Genomic DNA, 19,830 nt, shown 5'->3' with positions numbered 1-19,830 from the left:
GCCTCAGTCGGCCGCGGGCTCCGGGTCGGGCGTGAGCTCGGGGTCCGGCGAGCGGTCAGGTACGGGCTTCGGCAGGTCCTCCCCCGACAGCCACGAGTACCAGGCCGTCTCGGGCCCGCCCTGCAGCAGCAGCGCCCGCGTCAGCAGGGTGAGCGGCACGGCGAGGATCGCGCCGAGCGGCCCGATCACGAAGGTCCAGAAGATGACGGACACGAAGCTGAGCGTGAGCGTGATGTTCACGGCGTCGGCGACGAACTTCGGCTGCACCAGCACCTGCAGCACCACGTTCACCGCGCTGTAGACGGCGACCACGGCGAGCGCGAGCGGCCAGCCGCCGACGACGAGCGCCAGGATCGTGGGCGGGACGACGCCGATGACGAACCCGATGTTCGGGATGAAGTTGGTGACGAACGCGAGGATCGCCCAGACGGCCGGGGCGGGGACGCCGAGGGCCCAGAGCGCGAGCCCGTCGATGATCGCGACGACGGCACCGAACGACGCACTGACCACGAAGTACCGGCGGACGCCGATGTTGAACGTGGTGGCCCGGCGCAGGACACCGCCCTGCGTCGCGCCGAAGTGCACGTGCGCACCGTCGTACCGGGCGGCGTCGACGGACATGAAGATGACGTAGGTGACGACGACGAACAGCGTGGTCGCGACCCCGAGCGCCGCTCCGGAGATGCTCGTCGCGAGGCCGAGCAGCTGCGACGGCTGGAACGCGTCCGTCACGGAGCTCACGGCGTCCTGGTCGAGCCCGAGGGTCGCGAGCCACGACGTCGCGCCGCCGACCGCATCCTGCAGCTCGGAGAGGTACTCCTGCACGAGACCGGCGAACTGGATCCCCGCGAACGTGAGCATGGCGATCAGGACGAGCAGGATCAGATAGACGACGACGATGACGACGGTCGTCGCGGCCGCGCGGTTCCACCCGCGGTGCTCGAGCGGGTGCCGGATCGGGTGCACGATGATGACGAGCACCGCGGCGAGGAACAGCGGGGCGAGGACCTCCCGCGCGGCGTGGACGCCGGCGAGGACGACGACCGCGGCCGAGAGGAACAGGAGCGTCCGGGTGGAGGGCGCGAGGCCCTGGGGCGGTGCCATCGGGCCGACGTGCTCCTTCGACGTTGTCCACGAGCGGGTGCTCGCAAGATAGCGCGGCGCCTAGCCCGGGGCGGCGCGCCACTCGCGCGGCGTCATCCCGTACTCCCGACGGAACACGCGTCCGAAGTGGGAGGCGTCGACGAACCCCCACCGGGCGCCGACGGCGGCGACCGTCAGGTGCGCGGACGCGGGGTCGCGCAGGGCTCGTCGGCACTCCTGCAGGCGCAGCGTCCGGATCGTGTCCTGGAGGCCGACCCCGGCGCGCTCCAGCTCCGCGTACAGGTGCCGGACCGAGACGTGGTGCGCGGCCGCGATGGCCGCCGCGGTCAGGTCGCGGTCCGCCAGGTGCGTCCGCACGTACTCCTGGACGCGGAGCACCAGCGATCCCCGCAGGGGCGCTGCGGCGCGCGGCGCGTCTGCCAGGTGGGTGGTGATGAGGGCGCGGAGCAGGTCGATGCTCGGACCGGCGACGAGCTCGGCCGCCGTCGGGTGGTCGAGGACGTCGGTGCTGCCGAGCGAGTCGAAGTACGGCGCGACGACGGCCGCGAGCGGGTTGTTGTCCGGGCCGATGCGCACCCCCGCGACGGCGTCGATCGTCGGGTCCGGCAGGGCGAGCGCACTGCGGGGTACCTGGAAGTAGTGCAGGTCGGTGCGGTTCGTGTTGAGCACGGTGTACGGACGGGTGCTGTCGTAGACGGCCATGTCACCCGCGCGCAGGACGGCCTGGTTGTCTCCCTGCGCGACCATCGTGGTGCCCGCCACCTGGACGGCGAGGAACACCGTCGGCTCGTGGTCCTGCCGGGCCAGGCCCGGCGTGCGCCGCAGGAGGGTGGGCGTCGACCGCGCCGACGAGAAGTTCACGGGACCCGCCTCGGCGACGCGGCAGAGCACCTCGATGTCCGCGGCGGGCCGGTCGTACTCGATCTCGACCGGGAGGACCCCGGACCAGATGGCGTCACGGATGATCTCGATGCGGTCGTCGGGCGGCAGGTCGTCGGAGCGCAGGACGAGAGTCACCGGAAACCCCCACATGTCGGACACGGCGGATGGACCCACCGTAAGCGTCTGGACGCGCGCCCGACAGGGGCGATCGTGCACGGACGGACCAGAACCGTGCACGTCACGGCCACCCGGGCGTCGCCCGCGCTCCGGAGACTGGCGTGGTCGTCGCCGCCTGGGAGGGAACCCGCCATGAGCCCCACCGTCGTCCTGATCCACGGAGCCTTCGCCGACGCCTCCGGCTGGGGCGGCGTGATCAGCCGCCTGACCGCCGCCGGCCACACCGTGTACGCCCCGGCGAACCCCTTGCGCAGCGTGTCGGGCGATGCCGCGTACGTCCGGTCGTTCGTGTCGACGATCGAGGGTCCCGTCATCCTGGTCGGCCACTCGTACGGCGGGGCGGTCATCACGAACGCGGCCGTGGGTGCCGACAACGTCAGGGCGCTCGTCTACGTCGCGGCGTTCGCGCTCGACGAGGGTGAGGCGGCCGGTCCTGCCACCGCGCTGGGCAGCGACGGCCCGCCGCCGGACCTCACGCAGGTGATCGTCGTGCGCCCGTTCCCGGACGCCGGCGAGGGCAACGCCGACGCCTACCTGGACCCGGCAATCTTCCCGCAGACCTTCTGCCAGGACCTGCCGCCGGAGGAGGGCGCGATCATGGCGGTCTCGCAGCGGCCCGCCGCGCTGGCCACGCTCGGGGAGCCGTCCGGGCCGCCCGCGTGGAGGACGCTCCCGTCCTGGTACCTGGTCGCGTCGCAGGACCGCGTGATCCCGCCGGCAGCCGAGCGCGCGATGGCGGCGCGCGCCGGGTCGACGACCGTGGAGATCGACAGCTCGCACGTCGCGATGATCAGCCACCCCGACGAGGTCGCGGACCTCATCCAGCAGGCGATCGCCGCTGTGTCCTAACGGGGTCGGACCAGCGGCGCGGGGAACCGGGGCATGACCGGGGTGCCCGCCAGCCAGGCGGTCAACCGGTCGGCCTCGGCGTCCAGCGCTGCGCGCGCGTCGCGGCCGACGTCCTCGAGCAGGACCAGGTCGACCGCGCCGTCCTTCGTCGACCACCCGCCGACGATCCGTCCGTCGACCCAGATGGTCGCGCCCCCGTTGCCCGCGGTGTCGAACAGCTGGGCACGGTGCGGGCCGAGGTACCAGTCGCGCTCGGTCCAGCCCATCGTCGTGGGGTCCAGCGCGGGCAGCAGCGCGACCCAGGGCTCGACGGGGCCGACGGGCTCGGTGTCGTCGGGCAGCACCCAGCCGGAACCGCCGCGGTCGAGCGTCACCTCGACCGCACCGACGTCCCGCAGCGCCTGCCGCACCGCGGTGAGCGTCGAGCCGAGCCACCACTTCAGGTCGAGCGTGGTCCCCGGCCCGAACCGGCGCAGCCACCGCCAGACCAGCTCCGCACGCGCGACGTCCTCGGGCAGGGACGGGATCGGCTCCCCCAGCCAGTCGGCCGCGAGCGCCCAGGTGGGCCGCGACGACACCCACGACCCGAGGTTGCCGGCGCGCACGATCGTCCCCGCGGCCTGCAGGTAGGTCATCACGCGCGACACGACGGGGAACGACCCCGCCCACGACTTCCCGTGGCCGTACGCGATCGAGCCCTCCAGCACCGGGTCGCGCTCCCGGAGCTGCGCCGCCGTGAGGGGCCCGTCGGCCAGTCCGGCGACGGCAGCGGCCGTGACCTCGTCGAACCATCGCTCGGCGTCCTCGACGAGGCCCGCCTCCCGGACCTCCTTCTGCAGCCGGCGCCGCTCGGCCCCGGCGACCTTGTCGCTCGACGCGGCCTGCACGACCGGCAGCAGGTCCCGCCCGACCGCGAAGAGCGTCCGGCGCATGGCCAGGTGCTTGACCAGCGTGCGGTCGTCGAAGAACGCGCGGTCCAGGTCCGGCACGGTGAACCCGTCGACGCGCGCCCAGGCCGACAGGTACAGGCCGGTCGGGTCGGTGGCGTGCAGGCAGACCATCGCGTCGGCCGCGGCCTCCACGGAGGAGACCCGGAAGGGCGGGGCGACCGCGTGCCGGCGGGCGATGCGGGCGCGGCGCTCGTCGTCGTCGAGGTGGGTCACGCGGTGATCTTCTCAGCAGACCGTCCTCAGCCGACGGTGTGGTTGTAGAGCCAGTCGTTGCGGGTGTCGTCGGCGGCCCGGCGCAGGAACATCGGCATCATCGCGTCGCGGATCGCGACGCCCAGGCGGCTCTTCGTGACCCGCTTCTGCGCGTTGATCGCGCGCGCGTACGTCACCACCGCGTCGGTGCGCGGCTGCCGGACCTCCTGATAGGCCGCGAACGCGGTCGTGTGATCGCCGTCGAGACGCAGGGACCTGGCCAGGACCGCCGCGTCCTCGAGCGCGAGGGACGCCCCCTGCCCGGCGCTCGGGCTCGTGGCGTGCACGGCGTCTCCGATCGCGACGACCCGCCCGCGGCTCCACCGCCGCACGCCGACCAGGTCGTCGATCGGGTACGGGCGCAGCTCGTCGGTGGTCGCCGCGAGGATCTGCGGGACCGGGTACGGGTCGTCGACGTGCAGCGCGCGGAGGTCGTCGAGAGTGACGGTCGCGTCCCGGTCGGGCGCGGTGACGTTGGCGAACCAGTAGGTGGTGCCGTCGGCGCGCACGAGGTACCCGAAGAACGAGCGCACGCCGAAGACGAAGTGCTGCGTCTCGGGTGTCGGTGCCAGCCCGGGCACCCGCGCGAAGCCGCCGACCCCGACCAGCCCGCTGTAGACCGGCTCGGGGGCGTCCGCGTCGATGTACCGGCGCGTCGGCGAGCCGATGCCGTCGGCGCCGACGAGGAGGTCGCCCTCCGCGACGGTCCCGTCCGCGAACGTCGCGCGCACGCCGTCGGCGTCCTGGTCGATCGAGACCAGCCGCGCGCCGTACGTCGTCGGGACGCCCGCCGCGTCGGACCCCTCGCGCAGCACCTGGTGCAGCCAGCTGCGCCGCACGATGACGCTGCCGCGCTCGGGCTCGCGCGCCGGGCCGTTGGGCACCGCGCCGAGCTCCTTGCCGGTCCGGCTCCACATCACCATCCGCCCGGCGCGGTGCGCGTCGGTGAGCAGCCGGTGCCGCAGGCCGAGCGTCTCCAGGACGGCGAGGCCGTTCGTCGCGACGTTGAGGAACAGGCCCGCATACGGGTCGGGCTCGGCGTGCGCCTCGTAGACGTGGGTGTCCCAGCCGTCGCGGGCGAGGAGCTGGGCGGCCGCGGGACCCGCGACGCCGCCGCCAATGACGAGTGCTCTGGGCATGACGCCCCCCTTTGATACCGTGGAAGTACGAGACTCTCGTTTCTAGAGTCTCTCGTATTTCGAGAGAGTAGGTCGTCCGTGAGACCCTCGTCAACCCGCGAGCAGTCGATCGCGCGCATGGCCGACGTCATGCGCGACTTCATGGCGAACGCCGTGCTGTTCCAGGACGCGGTCGCGCGCACCGGCGGGCTGAACAGCACGGACCTCCAGGCGGTCGGCCTGCTGATGAGCCACGGCCCCGCCACCCCCGGTGAGCTGGCCGAGCGCACCGGCCTGAGCGCCGGCGGCGCGATCACCGCGGTCATCGACCGGCTCGAGAAGGCCGGCTACGTCAGCCGCCAGCGCGACCAGGCCGACCGTCGGCGGGTCATCGTGACGGCCGACGTCGAGAAGGTCCTGCAGCAGGTCGGCCCGGTCTACGGTCGCGTCGGCGCGCGCTGGGCGGCCTACCTGGACACCCTCACCGACGAGCAGATCGAGCTGGCGAACGAGCTCTTCACGCGCGCGAGCGAGATCAACCGCGAGGAGATCGAGCTGCTGAAGGACCGTCGATGATCGAGGTCACGACGCCGGACGGCCGCACCCTGCGGGCCTACGACGTCCCCGTCGACGACGAGCGCCTCACCGTCGTCTGGCACCACGGCACGCCCAACGTCGGCACCCCGCCGGAGCCGCTGCTGCCCGCGAGCGCCGCACGGGGCATCCGCTGGGTGTCCTACGACCGTCCCGGCTACGGCGGCTCGACCCCGCACGCCGGACGCGACATCGCGTCCGCGGCCGGCGACGTCGAGGCGATCGCCGACGCCCTCGGGCTCGGCCGGTTCGCGGTCCTCGGCCACTCCGGCGGCGGGCCGCACGCGCTGGCCTGCGCCGCGCGCCTCGGGGACCGGGTCGTCGCCGCCGTCAGCGGGTCGGGCCTCGCGCCGTACCCCGCGGACGGCCTCGACTGGTTCGGGGGCATCGCCGCCGGCGGCACGGCCGAGCTCCGCGCCGCGGTCGAGGGGCGCGCGGCGCTCGAGCACGTGCTGACCACCAGCGAGTACGACCCGGAGATGTTCACCACGACCGACCACGCAGCGCTCGACGGGGCCTGGGGCTGGCTCGGCCGGATCGCCGGCGAGGCGCTGGAGGGCGGCATCGGCGGCATGGTCGACGACGACCTCGCCTACGTCGCGCCCTGGGGCTTCGACCCCGCGACCATCACCGCGCCGGTCCTCCTGCTGCACGGCGAGGCCGACCGCGTGGTGCCCAGCAGCCACGCGGTCTGGCTGGCGGACCGCATCCCGTCGGCGGAGCTCTGGCTGCGCCCCGGCGACGGCCACGTGTCGGTGCTGGCTGCGGCGACGGACGCGCTGGACTGGCTGCTCTCGAAAGTCGACGTCACGGGCACCTGAATCGCTTCGGTGCCTGGTCATCGTGCGGACTCGTCGTGAGGGTGGACGGACGCCCCCGTCACCCGTCAGCGACCCCGTCGCCTGACAGTGGGCGCTCCCGGGGGGTCAACGTCGACGTCTTCGAGAAGGGGACACACATGTCAGTCCGAGCACGACCTCGCGCGTTGGTCACAGCGCTCCTCGCCGTCACCATGGCGATGGCGGCCGCGATCGTCACGTCGCAGCCCGCCTCCGCCCACGGGTCGGTCACCGACCCCCCGACACGCAACTACGGGTGCTGGGAGCGGTGGGGCAGCAACCACCTCGACCCGACCATGGAGCAGAAGGACCCCATGTGCTGGCAGGCCTGGAAGGCCGACCCGAACGCCATGTGGAACTGGAACGGGCTGTACCGCGAGAACGTCGGCGGCAACCACCAGGCCGTCATCCCGAACGGCCAGCTGTGCTCCGGCGGCCGGACGTTCTCGCCGCGCTACGACGCCATGGACGCCGTCGGACCGTGGGTGGCCAAGGGCGTGCCGACGTCGTTCACCCTGACGCTGACCGACAGCGCGAAGCACGGTGCCGACTACCTGCGCATCTACGTCTCCAAGGCGGGCTTCGACCCGACCAGGGAGGCGCTCGGCTGGGACGACCTGGACCTCGTCAAGGAGACCGGTCGCTACGGCACCACGGGCCTGTACCAGACGGACCTGAACCTGTCCGGCCGCTCCGGCCGCGCGGTCCTGTTCACGATCTGGCAGGCCAGCCACCTGGACCAGCCGTACTACCTGTGCAGCGACATCAACATCGGTGGCGGCAACACGACGCCGACCCCCACCCCGACGCCGACCGTGACGGCCCCGCCGACGCCGACCCCCACGGTGACGCCGACCCCGACGCCCACCCCGACGGTCACCCCCACCCCGACCCCCACGCCCACCGGTGGCACCGGTTCGTGCACGGCGACGGTGAAGGTGGTCAACAGCTGGAACGGCGCGTTCGTCGGTGAGGTCACGGTGAAGGCCGGCTCGTCCGCACTGACCGGCTGGCACGCCACCATCGGCGGCGCGACCGTCACCCAGGCGTGGAACGGCTCGCTGTCCGGGGCCAACACCATCACCAGCGCCGCCTGGAACGGCTCCGTCCCGGCAGGTGGCACGGCGACCGCCGGCTTCATCGCCAGCGGGACCGGCAGCGGTCTGACGGCAGTCTGCGGCACGCACTGACGCAGGCCTGACCTGACGCCCGCCCGTCCCGAGCAGGGGACGGGCGGGCGTCCTCGCGTCCGGCCTCCTCCGCGGGCGGCCCGTGCGGTCTGCATGCCAGGCTCGGCCCCGCGGTCCGTGACGCCCTCTGCACGCCTGGCAGTCAGCCGCTGAGCGCGCGGCGCCGTCCGGACGCGCGGAGCAGGAGCACCGTCACGGTCCACACGAGTGCCACGCCCGCGACGCCCACGGACACCGCGACGACGGTGCGGGGGAAGTACTCCTGGAGCATCGTGCTGCAGTACTCGTCAGCGCTGATCCCCGGTGCGAGCTCGGCGTTCTGGAGGTCCTCGTGACAGCTCCGGACGATCGCGAACCTGCCGGCCGCCAGCAGCAGCCCCCACGGGAGCAGGAGGACCAGCAGCCAGCGCAGCTCCTCGACGAGCGACATCGGCGGCCGACCGCGCCGACGCCGCCGCTCGTGGGCGCGCGACCGCAGCAGTCGCGCGCCGAGCCAGGTCCCGACGACGACCAGCACCCCGACGGTGGCCATGAGCATCGTGCACCCCCTCCGTCGCGCTCGACAGTAGGGGTGGCGCGGGCCAGAGCCCCCCGGTCGGGGCCGCGCTCACCCGGATGGGTCAGGGCCGCGAGGTCGGCAGCCCGAACGCCTCGAAGTGCTCGGTGCCGATGAACGCGGTCAGCGCCGCAACCCGGTCCCCGTGGAGCGTGAGGACGTCGATCGACCAGGCGTGGTGCACGTCGTCGCCGGCTGCGCGCAGGTACGACGCCACCGCGGGCTGCCCGTTCGCGCTCGTCGGGACGTGCCGCCACGAGCCGCAGGAGAACGCCACCGTCGTCGCGAACTCGGTCACGGCCGCGCGGCCCGCGTACCAGTGCGTCAGCGGCGGCATCGACCAGGTGACGTCCTCGGTCAGCAGCGAGAGCAGCAGGTCCACGTCGCCGCGTTCGAGCGCCGAGGAGTACCCCGCGACGACCTCGCGCACGCGCGCGTCGGCGGCGGGGACGGCGTCGCGCGGCGGCACCTTCTCCGCGACGGTCGCCCGCGCGCGCTGCAGGGCGCTGTTCACCGACGCGGTCGTGGTGTCCATCCAGGTCGCGATCTCGGCGGCGGAGAAGCCCAGCACCTCGAACAGCAGGAGGGCGGCACGCTGGTTGCCGGGCAGGTGCTGGAGGGCGGCGACGAACGCGAGCTCGACGGACTCGCGCTGCTCGTAGCGCGCGTCGGGGTACGGGCTGAGCCAGGCGACGTCGGTCAGCGGGGCGTCCCCGACGACGGCGTGCTCGCTCGACGGGCCGAGGTCCACGGGCAGCGCGCGGCGGCCGCGCCGGGCGATGAGGTCCAGGCAGGCGTTGGTGGCGATCCGGTAGAGCCACGACCGCAACGAGCTCCGCCCCTCGAAGTCGTCGATCGCGCGCCAGGCGCGCAGGAGCGCGTCCTGCACGGCGTCGTCGGCGTCGTGCACCGAGCCCAGCATCCGGTAGCAGTGCGCGTGCAGCTCGCCGCGCAGGGGTGCGAGCTGCTCCGTGAAGGCATCGACCTCGGACAGGTCCGTCATGACCGATGATTCTGCCCCGCGGCGCAAGTCTTACCGGCATGACGACCATCACCACCTCCACCACGCTCGACGTCCCCGGCGCACGGCTGCACTACGAGCTGCGCGGCAGAGGCCCCCTGATCGCCCTCGTCGGCGCCCCCATGGACGCCACCGCGTTCGCTCCGCTGGCGGACCTGCTCGCCACCGACCACACCGTCCTGACCACCGACCCCCGCGGCATCAACCGCAGCTCCGTCGACCACCCCGACCGCGACTCCACCCCCGTCGAGCGTGCCGACGACCTCGCGGCGCTCCTGCGCCACGTCGACGCGGGGCCCGCAGCGGTCCTGGGCTCGTCGGGCGGTGCGGTCACCGTCCTGGCTCTGGTGGAGCGTGCGCCGGAGCTGGTGCACACCGCCGTCCCGCACGAGCCGCCGCTCGACGAGCTGCTCCCCGACCACGCCGAGCTGTACGACAGGACCGAGCGGATGGTCGCCACCTACCTCACCGGCGACACCCGGTCGGCGTGGAAGCAGTTCATGGAGATCGGGAACCTGCAGGTGCCCGACGAGGTGTTCGAGCTGTACTTCGGCTCGCCGCGCGAGGGTCAGGACGCGCTCGACGAGCACTTCCAGTTCGCGCACATGCTCCGGCACACCGTGCGGTTCCGGCCGGACATCCCTGCGCTCCGGGCGGCACCGACGCGTCTGGTCGTCGGCATCGGGGAGGAGTCCGCCGGTGAGCTCTGCGACCGTACCTCGCGCGCGCTGGCGGACCTGCTGGGCCTCGAACCGACCCTGTTCCCCGGCGAGCACATCGGCTTCGCCGAGCACCCGGAGGCGTTCGCGGTCCGGCTCCGCGAGATCCTGGGCGCATGAGCCTCGACGCCACGTTCACCGCACCCATCAAGAAGGACGGCGCCTTCGCCACCTACCTGGAGCTGGACGGCTCTGCGGAGGTGCTCGGCACGCGCAAGGCGGTCAAGGTGACCGGCACGCTCGACGGCCACGAGTTCGCCGCCACCCTCATGCCGTCGGGCGCCGGCCCGCACTGGCTCCCGCTGCGCAAGGCCCTGTGCACGACCATCGGCAAGAGCGAGGCGGGCGAGCTGGTCGAGGTCCGCCTGCTGGACCGCACGACCTGACTGTGACACTGCCCTGAGTGACGCGACGCAGTCCCAGACGTCACTCATGGCAGGGTCGGCAGGCTCCCTGGCGCCGAACCCGACATGAGTGACGTGACGACGGGTCGTGGCGCCACTCATGTCGGGCTCGGCCGGGTCAGCCGCCCGTGATCACGAACTGGGAGCCCGGTTGCGTGACGATGTTGCCGTTCGCGTTCCCCGAGAGCGTCACGTTGCTCAGGATCGCGTTGCCGCGGATCCCGCTCATCGCCAGGATGCCGGCTCCGTTGCGGCTGTTCGTGATCCGCACGTTCGCGATCCGGACGTCCGGCACGACGCCGCCGCCGTTCTTGAACTGGATGCCGTCGTAGGTGGAGTCGTCGATGTCGGTGTCCCGGATCGTGACGCCGGTGATGTCCAGGGTGCTCGGGAAGATGGTGATGGCCCCGAACTCCTGGTCCTCGTTCCAGAACGCCCCGCCGGTGCGGTACAGGCCGTTGTTGGCGATCAGCGTGGTCCCGCCGAACGGCAGGGGGCTGTGGTCGGTCGCCAGCATGATGCCCGGGTAGTTCATGGTGTCGTAGACGAGGTTGTTCTCGATCGACTGGTTGGAGCCGCCGTAGATCGCGATCCCGTTCGCGCGCCACGGCAGCTGGATCGTGTTGTTCACGAAGTGGTTGTCGCGGGCGTTGTCGGCGGTCCGGTCCTTGACGTACGGGTTGGACCAGATGGCCAGCGCGTCGTCACCGGTGGTGCGGAACGACGAGTTGAACACCCGCGAGCTCCTGGTGCCGTTGGAGAAGTTGATCCCGTCGGCGTAGGTGTTCCGGATGCGCATGCCCGTGAGCTCCAGGCCGTCGGCGGGTCCCCACAGCTCGGGGATGTTGTCGTAGTCCCGGCCCACCCAGACACCCACGTTGGCGTGCTCGATCCACACGTTGCTGATCTTCGTGCCCGTGCCGAACCGGCCGTTGAGCCCGACGCCGCCCTCGTCGTTCCCGTCGCCGCCACGGATCCGGCCGGAGCCGAAGATCGCGATGTCGGAGATCTGGACGGCCTTGTCGATGTCGAACCCGAAGTTGCCCTCGTGCGGGTGGTTGAGGGTGTTCGCGTCCTGCGGCTCGATCAGCGAGTAGAGCTGTGAGTGCCACATGCCCGCACCGCGGATCGTCACGTTCGAGATGCCCACCTGGTTGTACGTCCCGCGGTTGAGCGGGTCGTCGGTGAGGATCTTCTTCTCCTGGCGCCACTGCCCCTGCGGGATCCAGACGCAGCTGATCTGGCCGTTCTGGTCCGCCGTCACGGCCGCCTGGATCGCGGCCGTGTCGTCGAGCCCATCGTTCGGCACCGCGCCGTAGGCAGTGATCGAGGTGCACTCCGCAGGCTTGGACAGCGGCGGCGCCACCTGCTCCAGGTCGACGGAGTCGATGACGTAGAACGCCGCCGAGTCGCCCGCGTCGCGCTGCAGCCGGAACACCGTGCCCGCCGGGTAGGACTGCGCGAGCAGCGCGTGCGACTCGTCGAACAGCCGGCGAGCGTCGCCGCCCGGGGTGTTGGTGAGGCCCTCGGGCTGGTCGGTGGTCCCGTACAGCCAGCTGTGGCGCGACGACAGGGTCACCTTCTGCACGAAGGTCCCGTTCGCGTACAGGCTGATGGTCGCGTCCTGACCGCCGCCGCCCGCGGCGTCCGGGATGGAGTTCCGCACGACGATCGAGTTGGTCGCGCCGGTGGACGTGAGCTGCACGTACTGCCCCTGGCTGGTGAGGCGCACCGACCTGCGGCCCGAGGACTCGGTGCCGAAGTTGGTGTGCCCGAACGTCCGCACCGCGTCGGCCTCGAGGAGGGTGCCCGTGTAGGTGCCGGCCTCGGCCTCGTACGACGTGTACGGCACCGCGGCACCGCGCCCGACGACGATCGCCTGCGCGAGCGTGTTGTTGTTCTCGTTGGTCTCCGCGACGGCGTTCGTCGCGTCGGCCGTGGCGGTCAGCGTGGCCCCACCGGTGGCGGCGGTCCAGGTGCCGCCGATGGCGACCGTGGAGGTCGCGCCGGAGGCAAGAGAACCCGTCGCGCCGTTCAGCGTCGTGCTGCCGACGACGAGCCGCGTGGTGCTCGCTGCGGCGGCCGACGACCCGCGGTTCTTCACGGTGACGGTGAACGACACCGAGGACCCGACCGCCGGGTTGGCCGGGTTCGACGCGATGGCGAGGACCTGCAGGTCCGGGCCGGGCGCCTCGGTCACGACGACCTTCGTCGGGTTGCTGAAGCCGTTGTTGGCCTCGTTCTGCTCGACGACGGTGTTGGCGGGGTCGACGACCGCGCCGATCGTGTACGACCCGGCGGGCCGCGTGCCGATGGCCTTCGAGACGGTCGTGGACTGGCCGGCTGCGAGCGCGGGGACGGCCACGGAGTCGACGCGAGTGCCGTCGACCGTGAGGTCCACCGTGGTCGCCGCCGACGCCAGGGTGCCGCCGTTCCGGACGGTCGCGGAGAGCGTGATCGCGGCCGTCTCGACGGGCGACGCCGGGCTGGCCGTCACCGCGGTGACTGTGAGGTCCGGGTTGGGTGCCGGCAGGCCGACGACCTGGAGCACGGAGACCTGCCCGTTGCCCGCACCGGTGTTGCCGGTGAAGACGAGGCGGACGTCCGTGGCCGAGCCGCTGACCGGGATCGTCACCTTGTTGCCCGACGCGGGGGCGAACGCGTACGCCGCCGACGCCTTCAGGGACGTCCACGCGCCGGTGCCGACGCGGCCCTCGATCGAGAAGGTCTGCGTCCGCGCACCCCAGGCGGCGACCGGCGGGACGCCGACGACCACCTGCTGGAGGGTCGACTGCGACGCCAGGTTCACCGCGAGCCAGCTCGGGTAGGCACCGCCGGCGCCCTCCCAGTACGTGTTCGGGTCGGCGTCGACCGCGTTGCCGGCGACGAACGAGAACTCGGTCGACGACGCGGTCGCGGGCCGTCCGGCGGCGAGGTCCTCTCCCGTGCCACCCGGCGTGCTCACCACGAGGGACGCCGTGGCGCTGTTGTTGCTCTCGTTCGACTCGGCGACGGTGTTCGTCGGGTCCACGGAAGCGACCAGCGTGTAGGTCCCGGCGGCGCGGGTGCCGATGCTGATCGAGACGTTCTGCTGCGCGCCGGCGGCGAGCGCCCCGACGTTCGCCGTCCCGACGGCGGTGCCGTTCAGGGTGAGCGCGACCGTCGTCGCGGCCGACCCGGCCGTGCCGGTGTTGCGCGCGGTGCCCGTGACCGTGATGACGTCCGTCGGGGTCGGGCTCCCGGGCGACGTACCCGTGAGGCTGACCTGCAGATCGGCCGCGGTGGGCTCAGGTCCGGAGGACACGACGACCGAGCCGGACGCCGCGTTGTTGGTCTCGTCGGACTCGGCGACGGTGTTCGCCGGGTCGACCGTGACCGTGAGCGGGTAGTTGCCGGTGGCCCGGGTGCCCGCGGTGACGCTGATCGTGGTCTGCGCGCCGGCCGCGAGCGCCGGGACGTTCACCGTGCCGACGGTGGTCCCACTGATCGCGACGACGGCGGTGGTGGCGGCCGAGCCGGCGGTCCCGGAGTTCCGCACCGTGGCGCCGACGGAGATGGCCTGGGTCGGCGTCACCGTGATCGGGTTCGTCGTCAGCGCGACCTGGAGGTCGGGGCTCGTCGGGACGGGCGTGGTGCTGCCGAACACCTGGAGCTCGGCCACCTGGGCGTTCGACGAGCCGGTGTTCGCGGTGAACACGAGCCGGACGTCGGTCGCGGACCCGGTGACCGGGATCGTCACGGTGTTGCCGGACGACGGGCTGAACGCGTAGGCCGCCGACGCCTTGAGCGCGCTCCACGAGCCGCTCCCCGTGCGGCCCTCGACGGCGAACGTCTGCGTCCGGTTCCCCCACGCGGCGTCGGGGTTGAGCTTGACGACGACGCCGGTCAGCGTGGACTGCGCGGCCAGCGACACCGTGAGGTTCGACGGGTAGGCACCCGGCGCACCCTCCCAGTAGGTGGCGGTGGAGCCGTCGACCGCGTTGGCGGCGACGTAGGTCTGCTGCACGGAGGTCGCGGTGACCGGGCGACCCTGCGCGAGGTTGCTGCCCGCGGGCGGGTCGACCGGGGGTGTCGACGAGTTCCCGTAGACCTCGACCTCGGACAGCTGCGCGGCGGGCCAGCCGGTGTTCGCGCTGACCGCGGCGCGGACGTAGCGGGCGGTGGTGTCGGTCACGTCCACGGCGACGGTGTTGCCGCCGGTGAACGTGTAGGAGGCGGACGCCTTGAGCGTCGTGAAGGTGGACCCGTCGGTCGAGCCCTGGAGCGTGACGGTCTCGGTGCGGGCACCCCAGCCGCCGGGGATCTTCAGGGTGACGTCGGTGACGGTCGCGGCGACGCCGAGGTCCACCTGGACCCACTGCGGGAACGCGTTGTTGGCCGACTCCCAGTAGCTGGCCTGGTTCCCATCGGTGACGTTGCCGGCGACGTAGGTCTGGTTCGAGCTGCTGGCGGTGGCGGGCTTGCCCGCGGAGAGCAGCACGGGAGCGGCGGACGCCCCCTGTGCCACGAGCGCGATGCCCAGGGGCGCGACGAGCGCGACGGTGGCACCGGCCACGATCGCGCGCTTCAACCGAGTTCTCATGGACGTCCTCGTTCTCCCTGCGTCGTTGCAGGAGTCGACCCCGTGAGGGGTGTGCGGAGAGCGGACGGCGTGATGAGTGCGGTTCATCGCGACCGGCTGCACGGCTTTGTGCAGTGACTTTGTCGAATTCTTGCAGTAGTGAGGTGCGACATTACGAACATCCCGCACACCCCGTCAAGAGCGGCTGTCACCGGGTCACGCTAGGTTTCGTCACGACGAGAGGAGACGCCCATGTCGTTCCAGGCTTACTTGGACACCATCGAGGACAGGACCGGCCTCACCCCGAGGGAGCTCGTGGCGATCGCGCACGAGAAGGGCCTCGACGCGCCCGGCGCCAAGGCGGCGGGGGTCGTGACCTGGCTGGCGGACGACTACGGCCTCGGCCGCGGGCACGCCATGGCCCTGTGGCACGTGATCTCGAAGGGGCCCACGATCAGCACCAAGCACGTCGGCACGGACGGAGTGCACCGCGACGAGTCCGACACGCTGTGGCTCGACGGCAAGGCGACGAAGCCGGTCTGACGTGAACGCCACCGACGACTACATCGCGACGTTCCCCGACGACGTCCGGCCGATCCTGACCGAGGTCGCCGCGGCGCTGCGACGCGCGCTTCCGGGCGCGGAGGAGCGGATCCGGTACGACATGCCCGCGTTCATGCTGGGCGACCGGTACGCGCTGCACTTCGCGGGCTGGAAGAAGCACGTCGGCCTCTATCCCGTCGCGCCGCTGGAACCGGCGCTGGAGGCCGAGGTCGCTCCGTACCGGGCGGCGAAGGACACGGTGAAGCTCCTGTACCGCGACCCCGTGCCGACCGACCTCGTCGAACGCATCGCCGTCGCGCTGCGCCGGATGCACGAGGACCGCTGAGGGCTACTCGAGGCCGTAGACGTCCGCCACGAGCGCCCGCACGTCGTGCGCCCGTCTGCCCTCCACCGCACGCACCAGCGACCGCAGCCACACCGGGTCGTCCGCTCCCGGCAGGCCCAGCCGGTGCACCGCGTGCCAGCGCACCCGCGCGTTCACGGTGGACGTCAGCTCCTGCAGCACGGTGCTCCCGCTCGTGCGCTCGAGCACCGCGGAGGTCTGGTCGGCGGCAGCGAGCCGATCGTCCGCGCTCCTGGCGTTCTCCCACGCCGCGAGCGCCTGCTCCAGCTCCGCCGCGAGCTCGTCCGGCCGCGTCGCCAGGCCGCGGTCGAGGGCCAGCAGGCGGAGCACGCCGAGTGCACGGAAGGACTCCCGGGAGCTCTCCTCGTCGAGGGTGGCGACGGTCGCGGGCCGGTGGTGGGCCTGGACCACGAGCCCTCGGTCGGCCAGCGTCGTCAGGGCCTCCCGCACCGGGGTGCGGGAGATGCCCAACCACGCCATGAGATCGGACTCGCGCAGCACCTCGCCGGGCACCAGCGTGCCGTCGATGATGGCGTCCTGGATGACGAGACTGGCCCTCTCGCGCAGGGTCGGGGCGACCGGCGCGACCGGATCCCGGTCCTCACCTCCCGGGAGCGAGTGCGACGAGTGCTCGACGTGCTCGCGCCACGCTGCCACCGCACCGTCCGCGTCGCCGTCCAACGCCGCGTCGACCACCTCCGCCAACCGCGCACGCCAGGCCTCGGGATCGAGGAGCGCGACGCGCACGGCGACGTGCCGCTCGATCGTGGGCCGCACCCTGGCCTCGAGCCGCACGTACTCGGCGTTCCCCGCAGCGCGGAGGAAGGGCGCGGCGACCGCGCGGCCGAGCGTGGCGTGCGCCATGGCCGCCCGGGTGTCGACCGCGTCGGACAACGAGGCCGTGCGCAGGCGCTGCAGATCTCGCCGGTCCCGCTCGGTCAGCGTGGCGACCGACTCCCTCATCGCGCGTTCGACGACGGCGGCGAGCACGTCGGCGCACTCCCGCGTCCGTCGCAGGTCGAGGGGCGCGACGCGCGTGGACCGGCGGGGCACGACCTCGACCAGCCAGACGTCGGCGAGCCGGTTGAGCGCCTCGCGCAGCGGCGCCCGGGACCCGCTGGTCAGCGTCAGCAGGTCGGCGTCGTCGAGGCGGGCGCCGGGCGCGAGACGTCCCGTGACGATCTCGGCCAGGAGGACGTCGTAGGCCTCCGCACGGGCGGGACGGCCACCGAGGTCCAGCGGCGTGGAGGGGATGGGCACGTGCTCAGTGAACCTGGTCGATCGGTCGTGAACAACAGGACGTTGGTCCCTGTTTGTGGTTCTGGTTGCTGAAATACATTTGATCCATCAGCCCAGACAGCCCGTCGACAAGGAGCTTCCGATGTCCATCCGCACAGGTCGCAGCGCCCGCTGGTTCGCCTCGCTGGCGGTCCTGACCACCTCGGCCATCATCTTCTCCGGCGCCGGAGCGGCGCACGCCACCCCCGGCCACCCCGGCACCCCCGACGCCGGACGCGTCGTCTTCCACGAGGACTTCGAGAAGGCTCCCGACACGGGCCTGCGCAGCCTGCTGGCGACCTACAAGGGGGTGGACGGTCGCTCGTACACGGCCGACCCGTACTGGATGAACGCCGTGAAGGCCAACGGCATGATCCTGTCCTGGAACAACACGAAGGCCGCCTCCGACGCCACGGGCTCGCAGAACGGCTCCGAGGACGCCGCGTTCGACACCCTCCGCCAGCTCTCGGAGGCGATCGGCAAGGTCAACGGGACGACGGCCCCGAGGACCAACTCGGTCATCTCGGCGTACACCCAGGACAAGGGCACCCCGCCGGCCGGCAACCAGGTCATGTTCGCCACCACCGAGGACATCCAGCTCGCGGACTCGGCGGGCCGGTTCCTCGCGTTCTCCATGACCGCGGCCGCCACCAACGCCAAGAGCGCCACGGCACCGCAGCGCGAGAACCCGCAGCTCATGTTCTCCGTGTCCCAGGACGGCACCGAGACCACCCTGAACAACGCGCCCATCGACCCCCTGACGGACGGCCGCGGCGCGAAGGTCGCCGTGACCCAGATCAAGGGCGCCGCCAACGCGGACGTCTACGCCGGCCAGTACGCGTCCGACAAGTCGTTCCTCTACGACGGTGGCGAGTTCGGCATCGTCATCCGGAACCTGACGTCCGCCCACCTGGGCAACGACGGGGCGTTCGACGACATCAAGGTCCTCGACGTCACCCCGCAGCTCGACAAGCAGTTCGGGCAGTCCGAGGCGACGACGGGCGACTCGGTGCGGCTGACGTTCACCGTGACCAACACCGCCGAGCTCGCGAACAAGAAGGGCTGGTCGTTCACCGACTCCCTGCCCGCCGGCCTGGTCGTCGCAGCGGACCCGGACGTCGTCGTGGACGGCACCGCCACCGTGGTCGCCGACCCCGGCGCGGCAGCGATCACCGTCTCGGACGGTGACCTCGCGGCCGGCGACAACGCCCTGACGATCTCGCTGAACGTCACGTCCCACACCGCGGGCAGCTACACCAACGGCCCGTCCAACATCACCGTCCGCAGGGGCCTCGACTCGCCCGACTCGACCACCGTCACGTTCACGGACCCGGCACCCGCCCCGGCGGACCTGGTCGTCCGCTACGTCGACGAGGCCGGCAAGGAGCTCGCCCCGTCCGACGTGTCCGACGGCACGGTCGGGGACATGTACGACACGACCGCCCGGGTCATCCCCGACTACGAGCTCGTGGCGGTGCCGGCGAACGCGGCCGGGACCCTCGGCGAGGGCACGACCGAGGTCGTCTACGTCTACCGCCCGGTCCCCGCGCCCAAGGTCGGCGACCTGGTCGTGCGGTACGTGGACGAGGACGGCCACGAGGTCGCCGGCACCGAGCACACGCCCGGGACCCCGGGCGACAGGTACACCACCCACGCGAAGACCATCGACGGGTACACGCTCACCACCGACCCCCAGAACGCCGACGGCACCCTGGTCGAGGGCACCATCGAGGTCGTGTACGTGTACACGAAGGACCCCGTCGCACCCGCACCGGCCGACCTCGTCGTGCGCTGGGTCGACGAGGCCGGCACCGACCTCAGCGACCGGCTCGACCACACCGGCCTGGTCGGCGACAGCTACACGACGGAGGCCAAGGCGTTCGACGGCTACGTGCTCGTCGTGACTCCCGGCAACGCCGGCGGTGAGCTCACCGCCATCACGACCACGGTCACCTACGTGTACTCGAAGGTCGTCGCTCCGGTCCCGGCCGAGCTGACGGTGCGGTTCGTCGACACCGCCGGCAACCCGCTCGCCGAGGCCACGCACCGCGACGGCGTCGAGCACGACGCCTACTCGACCGCCCCGCTCGAGATCCCCGGCTACACCCTGACCGCCGTCCCGGCGAACGCGAGCGGCGAGATGGTCGGGAGCGTCGAGGTCGTGTACGTCTACACGAAGGACCCGGTCGTCCCGGTGACCCCGCCGGCCACCCCCGCCGCCCCGGTCGTCCCGGTCACGCCGGAGCCGGAGGTCGTCTCGCAGGTCCTCGCCACCCCGGACGCGCGGCCCGCCGCCGCAGGCTCGCTCGCCCACACCGGGTCGGACGCCGGCGTGGTCGCCGCCCTCGCGGCCGGGCTCGCCGTCGCCGGAGCAGCCCTCGTGGCCCTGCGCCGTCGGAACTCCGTCGAGGAGGGCTGACCTCGACGGC

Annotated in this window: 17 protein-coding genes; 9 read left to right on the top strand and 8 right to left on the bottom strand. The window is 72.3% G+C overall.

Annotated elements, in window-relative coordinates; all coding sequences use genetic code 11:
* Positions 1–3: 3 nt before the first annotated feature.
* Both CTE05_RS09110 and CTE05_RS09105 read right to left on the bottom strand, forming a co-directional pair.
* Positions 4–1,104 (bottom strand): AI-2E family transporter, encoded by a 1,101-nt coding sequence (locus CTE05_RS09110; protein WP_146845808.1) that lies wholly within the window; start codon positions 1,102–1,104, stop codon positions 4–6.
* A gap of 60 nt (positions 1,105–1,164) precedes the next feature.
* Entirely contained in the window at positions 1,165–2,121 is a 957-nt protein-coding gene (locus CTE05_RS09105; protein ID WP_186814804.1) for a helix-turn-helix domain-containing protein, read from the bottom strand.
* Between the two features lie 174 nt (positions 2,122–2,295).
* On the opposite strand from CTE05_RS09105, the gene CTE05_RS09100 reads away from it, so the two are divergent.
* Complete coding sequence (locus CTE05_RS09100; protein WP_146845806.1) at positions 2,296–3,012, top strand: alpha/beta fold hydrolase; 717 nt, start codon at positions 2,296–2,298, stop codon at positions 3,010–3,012.
* Here CTE05_RS09100 and CTE05_RS09095 read toward each other — a convergent pair.
* Together CTE05_RS09095 and CTE05_RS09090 are read right to left on the bottom strand one after the other, a co-directional pair.
* Positions 3,009–4,175, bottom strand: a complete 1,167-nt coding sequence (locus tag CTE05_RS09095) for a winged helix DNA-binding domain-containing protein (RefSeq protein ID WP_146845805.1) — start codon at positions 4,173–4,175, stop codon at positions 3,009–3,011. The genes CTE05_RS09100 and CTE05_RS09095 overlap by 4 nt on opposite strands.
* 26 nt (positions 4,176–4,201) lie before the next feature.
* Entirely contained in the window at positions 4,202–5,353 is a 1,152-nt protein-coding gene (locus CTE05_RS09090) for an FAD-dependent oxidoreductase (RefSeq protein ID WP_146845804.1), read from the bottom strand.
* A gap of 78 nt (positions 5,354–5,431) precedes the next feature.
* On the opposite strand from CTE05_RS09090, the gene CTE05_RS09085 reads away from it, so the two are divergent.
* From CTE05_RS09085 to CTE05_RS09075, 3 genes are all read left to right on the top strand, one after another.
* Positions 5,432–5,908, top strand: a complete 477-nt coding sequence (locus CTE05_RS09085) for a MarR family winged helix-turn-helix transcriptional regulator (RefSeq protein WP_146845803.1) — start codon at positions 5,432–5,434, stop codon at positions 5,906–5,908.
* Positions 5,905–6,747 (top strand): alpha/beta fold hydrolase, encoded by an 843-nt coding sequence (locus CTE05_RS09080; protein ID WP_146845802.1) that lies wholly within the window; start codon positions 5,905–5,907, stop codon positions 6,745–6,747. The genes CTE05_RS09085 and CTE05_RS09080 overlap by 4 nt, the downstream gene beginning before the upstream one ends.
* A 164-nt stretch (positions 6,748–6,911) precedes the next feature.
* Positions 6,912–7,955, top strand: coding sequence for a lytic polysaccharide monooxygenase (locus CTE05_RS09075; RefSeq protein ID WP_246123448.1), 1,044 nt, complete (start codon positions 6,912–6,914; stop codon positions 7,953–7,955).
* 142 nt (positions 7,956–8,097) lie between these two features.
* Here CTE05_RS09075 and CTE05_RS09070 read toward each other — a convergent pair whose 3' ends face one another.
* Together CTE05_RS09070 and CTE05_RS09065 are read right to left on the bottom strand one after the other, a co-directional pair.
* Positions 8,098–8,493 carry a hypothetical protein gene (locus tag CTE05_RS09070; RefSeq protein WP_222595446.1) on the bottom strand — a complete coding sequence of 132 codons (396 nt, stop codon included), beginning with the start codon at positions 8,491–8,493 and terminating at the stop codon, positions 8,098–8,100.
* Between the two features lie 82 nt (positions 8,494–8,575).
* The gene (locus tag CTE05_RS09065) at positions 8,576–9,514 is read right to left on the bottom strand and encodes a sigma-70 family RNA polymerase sigma factor (protein WP_146845799.1); all 939 of its coding nucleotides are present in this window, start codon (positions 9,512–9,514) and stop codon (positions 8,576–8,578) included.
* A 38-nt stretch (positions 9,515–9,552) separates the two neighbouring features.
* Here CTE05_RS09065 and CTE05_RS09060 point away from each other — a divergent pair, with 38 nt between their 5' ends.
* Complete coding sequence (locus CTE05_RS09060; RefSeq protein WP_146845798.1) at positions 9,553–10,371, top strand: alpha/beta fold hydrolase; 819 nt, start codon at positions 9,553–9,555, stop codon at positions 10,369–10,371.
* A complete protein-coding gene (locus tag CTE05_RS09055) occupies positions 10,368–10,637 on the top strand; it encodes a DUF1905 domain-containing protein (RefSeq protein ID WP_146845797.1) in 270 nt (89 codons plus the stop codon). The genes CTE05_RS09060 and CTE05_RS09055 overlap by 4 nt, the downstream gene beginning before the upstream one ends.
* Before the next feature lie 136 nt (positions 10,638–10,773).
* On the opposite strand, the gene CTE05_RS09050 is transcribed toward CTE05_RS09055, so the two are convergent.
* Entirely contained in the window at positions 10,774–15,237 is a 4,464-nt protein-coding gene (locus CTE05_RS09050; protein WP_186814803.1) for a CARDB domain-containing protein, read from the bottom strand.
* Between the two features lie 231 nt (positions 15,238–15,468).
* Between CTE05_RS09050 and CTE05_RS09045 the strand changes: the two genes are divergently transcribed.
* Both CTE05_RS09045 and CTE05_RS09040 read left to right on the top strand, forming a co-directional pair.
* Positions 15,469–15,759 (top strand): DUF4287 domain-containing protein, encoded by a 291-nt coding sequence (locus tag CTE05_RS09045; RefSeq protein ID WP_146845795.1) that lies wholly within the window; start codon positions 15,469–15,471, stop codon positions 15,757–15,759.
* A 1-nt stretch (position 15,760) separates the two neighbouring features.
* Positions 15,761–16,105, top strand: coding sequence for an iron chaperone (locus CTE05_RS09040; protein ID WP_146845794.1), 345 nt, complete (start codon positions 15,761–15,763; stop codon positions 16,103–16,105).
* Positions 16,106–16,108: 3 nt separating this feature from the next.
* Here CTE05_RS09040 and CTE05_RS09035 read toward each other — a convergent pair whose 3' ends face one another.
* Positions 16,109–17,383, bottom strand: a complete 1,275-nt coding sequence (locus CTE05_RS09035) for a GntR family transcriptional regulator (protein WP_146845793.1) — start codon at positions 17,381–17,383, stop codon at positions 16,109–16,111.
* A gap of 121 nt (positions 17,384–17,504) precedes the next feature.
* On the opposite strand from CTE05_RS09035, the gene CTE05_RS09030 reads away from it, so the two are divergent.
* Positions 17,505–19,820 carry a MucBP domain-containing protein gene (locus tag CTE05_RS09030; protein ID WP_146845792.1) on the top strand — a complete coding sequence of 772 codons (2,316 nt, stop codon included), beginning with the start codon at positions 17,505–17,507 and terminating at the stop codon, positions 19,818–19,820.
* The last annotated feature ends 10 nt before the right edge of the window (positions 19,821–19,830 follow it).

Origin of the sequence: Cellulomonas terrae (genome assembly GCF_007990265.1) — a bacterium.
Lineage (GTDB): Bacteria > Actinomycetota > Actinomycetes > Actinomycetales > Cellulomonadaceae > Cellulomonas > Cellulomonas terrae.
The sequence above is the reverse complement of the archived record's forward strand: the minus strand, read 5'-3'. Positions and strand labels throughout refer to the sequence as shown.

What these genes read in the sequence shown, in the direction of transcription:
- CTE05_RS09110 (WP_146845808.1), bottom strand. Translation starts at nt 1,104, where the DNA reads ATGGCACCGCCCCAGGGCCTCGCGCCCTCCACCCGGACGCTCCTGTTC.
- CTE05_RS09100 (WP_146845806.1), top strand. Translation starts at nt 2,296, where the DNA reads ATGAGCCCCACCGTCGTCCTGATCCACGGAGCCTTCGCCGACGCCTCC.
- CTE05_RS09090 (WP_146845804.1), bottom strand. Translation starts at nt 5,353, where the DNA reads ATGCCCAGAGCACTCGTCATTGGCGGCGGCGTCGCGGGTCCCGCGGCC.
- CTE05_RS09080 (WP_146845802.1), top strand. Translation starts at nt 5,905, where the DNA reads ATGATCGAGGTCACGACGCCGGACGGCCGCACCCTGCGGGCCTACGAC.
- CTE05_RS09070 (WP_222595446.1), bottom strand. Translation starts at nt 8,493, where the DNA reads ATGCTCATGGCCACCGTCGGGGTGCTGGTCGTCGTCGGGACCTGGCTC.
- CTE05_RS09065 (WP_146845799.1), bottom strand. Translation starts at nt 9,514, where the DNA reads ATGACGGACCTGTCCGAGGTCGATGCCTTCACGGAGCAGCTCGCACCC.
- CTE05_RS09060 (WP_146845798.1), top strand. Translation starts at nt 9,553, where the DNA reads ATGACGACCATCACCACCTCCACCACGCTCGACGTCCCCGGCGCACGG.
- CTE05_RS09055 (WP_146845797.1), top strand. Translation starts at nt 10,368, where the DNA reads ATGAGCCTCGACGCCACGTTCACCGCACCCATCAAGAAGGACGGCGCC.
- CTE05_RS09050 (WP_186814803.1), bottom strand. Translation starts at nt 15,237, where the DNA reads ATGAGAACTCGGTTGAAGCGCGCGATCGTGGCCGGTGCCACCGTCGCG.
- CTE05_RS09045 (WP_146845795.1), top strand. Translation starts at nt 15,469, where the DNA reads ATGTCGTTCCAGGCTTACTTGGACACCATCGAGGACAGGACCGGCCTC.
- CTE05_RS09030 (WP_146845792.1), top strand. Translation starts at nt 17,505, where the DNA reads ATGTCCATCCGCACAGGTCGCAGCGCCCGCTGGTTCGCCTCGCTGGCG.